We start from the raw sequence: 4,500 nt of genomic DNA on the forward strand, positions 1-4,500 counted from the left end.
CCAAGGCGAGCGGCGCGCGGCGCTCATCCGGCCCCGCGCGCGAAGCCACGCCGCCGCCAAGCCCCCACGCGCGACGCGCCCTCTGGCGCCGATTCGACAGTCGCGCAGGAAAAACGTAAGCTGCTCGCTTCACTACAACAACAGAGCGCGGGCACGTACCCGCGGTCCGCCCATGTCGCTTCCCGGCTTCTCGCGCGCGGCCAGCGCGCCGCCCTCCTTCTCTCGCCACGCCGCCGACACCGCCCGTCTCGCCGCGCCGCTCGCGATCGCGCAGCTCTCGCAGATGGCGATGAGCGTCACCGACACGGTGCTGCTCGGCTCGCTCGGCCCCGACTCGCTCGCCGCCGGCGGGCTCGGCGCGACGCTGTTCTTCGTGGTGGTCACGGTGCTGCAGGGCGTGCTGACCTCGGTGAGCGTCAGCGTCGCGCATGCGCGCGGCGCGCAGGCCGACGAGCGCATCCCGCACATCTACTGGACCGGCGTCGCGCTGGCCCTGCTGCTGGCGCTGCCGGCGATCCTGGTGCTGCTGTTCGTCGAGCCGCTGCTGCTGATGTTCCACGAACCCGCCGAACTGGCCCGCAATATCGGCGAATACTGCCGGGTGCTGTGCCTGGCCGCGCCGGGCAGCCTGATCGGGGTGGGCCTGATGCGCTCCTTCCTGCCGGCGATCGGCGCCGCGCGCCGGCTGCTGTGGGTCTCGATCGCGGGGGTGGGCGTCAACGCGGTGCTCAACTACGGGCTGATCCACGGCGCCTTCGGCCTGCCGCGGCTCGGTTTCCTCGGCTCGGCGGTGGCCACCACCATCACCATCTGGCTCACCGCGATCGCGCTGGTGCTGCTGCTGCACGGCCGCCCGGCGTTCCGTCACTTCGTGGCCGCCTCGCGGCCCAAGCTGCCGATGATGGGCGAGCTGGTCGGCATCGGCTGGCCGGTCGCCATCACCTACGGGGTCGAATCGACGCTGTTCCTGGCCACCGGCCTGACCATCGGCGTGCTCGGCGAATCCTCGCTGGCGGCGCACCAGATCGCGCTGAACGTGGCCTCGGTCGCCTTCATGGTGCCGCTGGCGATCGGCCAGGCCGCCAACGTGCGGGTCGGCTACTGGATGGGCGCCGGCCAGCCGCTGGCGGCGCGTCACGCGGGGTTCGCCGCGATCGGGCTGGGCGTGGCCTTCATGTCGCTGTCGGGGCTGCTGCTGATCGTTGCGCCGCATGCGATCGTCGGCCTCTACCTGCACCTGGACGACCCGAAGAATGCCGGCACCATCGCGCTGGCCACCAGCCTGCTCGGCATCGCGGCGATCTTCCAGATCGTCGACGGCATGCAGACGGTGGGCTCGGGCTGCCTGCGCGGCCTGAAGGACACGCGCGTGCCGATGATCGTCGCCACGCTCGGCTACTGGGGCGTCGGCTTCCCGGTCGGCTACTGGTTCGCGTTCCATGTCGGGCTGGGCGCGCGCGGGCTCTGGTGGGGGCTCGCCGCGGGCCTGGCCAGCGTGGCCGTGCTGATGACCTGGCGTTTCCACAAGAAGACCCGGGCCGTGATCGACGCGCATCACGGCACCGCCCGCTGAGGCGAACCACCGGCGCGCGCGCCGTGCCCGCCCGGCATTGCCCTGCCTTCTTCCCGCCGCGCCGCCAGCCGACGTAAAATCGCGCGCGGCGCTATGCTTGTCGCCTCTGGACGCCGTCGACAGAACGGCGCCCGTCCCTACCTACGCTTTCGAGCCGCGCCCGATGCGCGCGGCGTGGCTGTTTTCTTGTGACGGAGTCAAAGATGAGCGAAGCAGTACGGATGGAACGCGACACCTTCGGTGAGATCGCGGTGCCGGACGCCCGCCTGTGGGGCGCGCAGACGCAGCGATCGCTGCAGAACTTCAAGATCTCGACGGAAAAGCAATCGCCCGAGCTGATCCACGCGCTCGCGCTGATCAAGCGCGCGGCCGCCACGGTCAACCGCGAGCTCGGCGTGCTGGCCGAGGACAAGGCCAACGCGATCGTCGCGGCCGCCGACGAGATCATCGCCGGGCGCCATCCCGATGAATTCCCGCTCGCGGTCTGGCAGACGGGCTCGGGCACGCAGACCAACATGAACCTCAACGAGGTGATCGCGAACCGCGCCAGCGAGCTGCTCGGCGGCGTGCGCGGCGAGTCGCGCAAGGTCCACCCGAACGACGACGTGAACCGCGGCCAATCCTCGAACGACGTGTTCCCGACCGCGATGCACATCGCCGCCGCGTTCGCCATCCATACCCAGTTGCTGCCCGCGCTGAAGCGCCTGCGCAGCACGCTCGACGAGAAGTCGAAGGCCTTCGCCGGGATCGTCAAGATCGGCCGCACCCACCTGCAGGACGCCACGCCGCTCACGCTCGGCCAGGAGTTCTCGGGCTACGTGGCCCAGCTCGACCAGGGCATCCGCCATCTCGAATCGACCCTGCCGCACCTGTACGAGCTGGCGCAGGGCGGCACCGCGGTGGGCACCGGCCTGAACGCGCATCCGAAGTTCGCGGTGGCGGTGGCCGACGAGATCGGCCGGCTCACCAAGCTGCCCTTCGTGAGCGCGCCCAACAAGTTCGAGGTGATGGCCGCGGCCGACGCGCTGGTGTTCGCGCACGGCGGGCTGAAGACGGTCGCCGCCAGCCTGATGAAGATCGCCAACGACGTGCGCTGGCTGGCCAGCGGCCCGCGCTGCGGCCTGGGCGAGCTGTCGATCCCCGAGAACGAGCCGGGCAGCTCGATCATGCCGGGCAAGGTCAACCCGACGCAGTCGGAAGCCGTCACGATGCTGTGCTGCCAGGTGTTCGGCAACGACGTGGCCGTCAACTTCGGCGGCGCGAGCGGCAACTTCGAGCTGAACGTGTTCCGCCCGATGATCGCGCACAACGTGCTGCAGTCGGTGCGCCTGCTGGCCGACGGCGCGCTGAGCTTCAACGATCACTGCGCGGTCGGCATCGAGCCGAATCATTCGCGCATCGACACGCTGCTCAACGAATCGCTGATGCTGGTGACGGCGCTCAATCCGCATATCGGCTACGACAAGGCCGCGCAGATCGCCAAGAAGGCGCACAAGGAAGGCACCACGCTGAAGACTTCGGCGCTCGCGCTCGGTTATGTCACCGACGCGCAGTTCGACGAATGGGTGAAGCCCGCCGAGATGATCGGCAAGCAATAAGCGCATGGGCCGGCGCCGCCGGCCCTCGATGCCAACGACAAGGCCGGCAGGACGTCTCTCGCGTCCTGCCGGCCTCGTTCATCATGGCTGGCGCCGGCAGGCAGCCGGCGCGCGGCTCAGACCACGCCCTTGGCCACCTCTTCCGGCTTCAGCTCGACGAGCTTGTCGAGCGCCTCGCGCACGTCCAGCGCGTATTGCTGCAGGCGCTTGTCCTCGTCGGTGACGGGCACCAGCGGCGGCACCGGCAGCGGGTTGCCGTTCTCGTCGACGGCCACGAACACCACCATGCAGTCGGTGGTCTGGCGCAGCACGCCGCCCTTCGGGTCGCCCGCGTGCACGGTCACGTGGATGTGCATGCTGGTGCGGCCGGTAGCCACCACCCGCGCCTTCAGCTCGACCAGGTTGCCGACCAGGATCGGTCGCTTGAAGCGGATATTGCCGACGCTGACGGTCACGCAGTAGCGGCTCGACCAGATCGCCGCGCAGGCGTAGGCGGTCTCGTCGATCCATTTCATCAGCGCACCGCCGTGGACCTTGCCGCCGAAATTCACCGAGGTCGGCTCGGCGAGGAAACGGAACACGGTCTCGGTGCGATCGAGGGGCGCGGTGGGCGTGGGGTTCGACATCTTGGCTCCGTTTCGGGCGGTATCGTGTGGGTGAAGCCGATTATACGGTTCGCCACCGCGATCCTGCGTCGCAGCCGCCCCGGGCTCAGTTGTGGACCGTGATGCCCTGGTCGAGCGTGCCGTACATCTCGATGCTGCCCTGGCCGCCGCCGGCCGATCCCGCGCCGCCGTTCGCGCAGCCGGCGCACAGGCAGGCCGCCGCGAACACGGCCAGCAGCAGTTTGCTCAATTCCCGCATGATCGCCCGTCCTCGAAATCCGATTCGCGCATTCTACGCGGGGCGGCACCGGGCACGTGGCCGCGCGACCGGTAGCGCCGCATTCGATACTTCGCGCTGCCCTGAACCATCGAATGCGGGCGGCGCCTACACTAGCCTGACCCGTTTCCCTCCGAGGCCCGACCATGATCGCCACCGACCCGCACTTTCCCGGCCTGAGCCGGCTCGGCGCCCTGCTCGCCGATCCGGGCCGCGCGGCCATGCTGTGGGCGCTGATGGACGGCAGCGCGCGCCCGGCCGGCGAGCTGACGCTGCTGGCCGGGCTCTCGCCCTCGGCCGGCAGCGCGCACCTGGCGCGCCTGACCGACGGCGGCCTGCTCTCGCTCGAGGTGCGCGGGCGGCATCGCTATTACCGGATCGCCTCGCCCGAGGTGGCCGCCTCGATCGAGACGCTCGCCAACCTCGCGCAGGCCACCGCGCCGCTGC

At 70.1% G+C, this 4,500-nt stretch carries 5 protein-coding genes; 3 read left to right on the forward strand and 2 right to left on the reverse strand.

What is annotated here, in order from left to right; translation table 11 throughout:
- Positions 1 to 172 precede the first annotated feature (172 nt).
- Together F3J18_RS35705 and fumC are read left to right on the forward strand one after the other, a co-directional pair.
- Positions 173 to 1,573: an MATE family efflux transporter gene (locus tag F3J18_RS35705; protein ID WP_025098988.1), complete on the forward strand. Its 1,401-nt coding sequence runs from the start codon at positions 173 to 175 to the stop codon at positions 1,571 to 1,573.
- Positions 1,574 to 1,776: 203 nt separating this feature from the next.
- The gene (gene fumC / locus F3J18_RS35710) at positions 1,777 to 3,171 is read left to right on the forward strand and encodes a class II fumarate hydratase (protein ID WP_166916820.1); all 1,395 of its coding nucleotides are present in this window, start codon (positions 1,777 to 1,779) and stop codon (positions 3,169 to 3,171) included.
- A 116-nt stretch (positions 3,172 to 3,287) separates the two neighbouring features.
- Here the strand turns inward: fumC and F3J18_RS35715 are convergent, their stop codons facing one another.
- Positions 3,288 to 3,797 carry an acyl-CoA thioesterase gene (locus F3J18_RS35715; RefSeq protein ID WP_025098990.1) on the reverse strand — a complete coding sequence of 170 codons (510 nt, stop codon included), beginning with the start codon at positions 3,795 to 3,797 and terminating at the stop codon, positions 3,288 to 3,290.
- Between the two features lie 85 nt (positions 3,798 to 3,882).
- Positions 3,883 to 4,035 (reverse strand): hypothetical protein, encoded by a 153-nt coding sequence (locus F3J18_RS35720; RefSeq protein WP_013697043.1) that lies wholly within the window; start codon positions 4,033 to 4,035, stop codon positions 3,883 to 3,885.
- 164 nt (positions 4,036 to 4,199) lie between these two features.
- On the opposite strand from F3J18_RS35720, the gene F3J18_RS35725 reads away from it, so the two are divergent.
- A partial coding sequence (locus tag F3J18_RS35725; RefSeq protein ID WP_166916822.1) for a metalloregulator ArsR/SmtB family transcription factor occupies positions 4,200 to 4,500 on the forward strand: 301 nt, incomplete at its 3' end.

The organism is Burkholderia sp. Ax-1720 (genome assembly GCF_011753035.1).
In the GTDB taxonomy this organism is placed as follows: Bacteria; Pseudomonadota; Gammaproteobacteria; order Burkholderiales; family Burkholderiaceae; genus Burkholderia; species Burkholderia gladioli.

Bases quoted from the DNA above. Each gene is read 5' to 3' on its own strand.
- F3J18_RS35705 (WP_025098988.1), top strand. From the start codon at position 173: ATGTCGCTTCCCGGCTTCTCGCGCGCGGCCAGCGCGCCGCCCTCCTTC.
- fumC (WP_166916820.1), top strand. From the start codon at position 1,777: ATGAGCGAAGCAGTACGGATGGAACGCGACACCTTCGGTGAGATCGCG.
- F3J18_RS35715 (WP_025098990.1), bottom strand. From the start codon at position 3,797: ATGTCGAACCCCACGCCCACCGCGCCCCTCGATCGCACCGAGACCGTG.
- F3J18_RS35720 (WP_013697043.1), bottom strand. From the start codon at position 4,035: ATGCGGGAATTGAGCAAACTGCTGCTGGCCGTGTTCGCGGCGGCCTGC.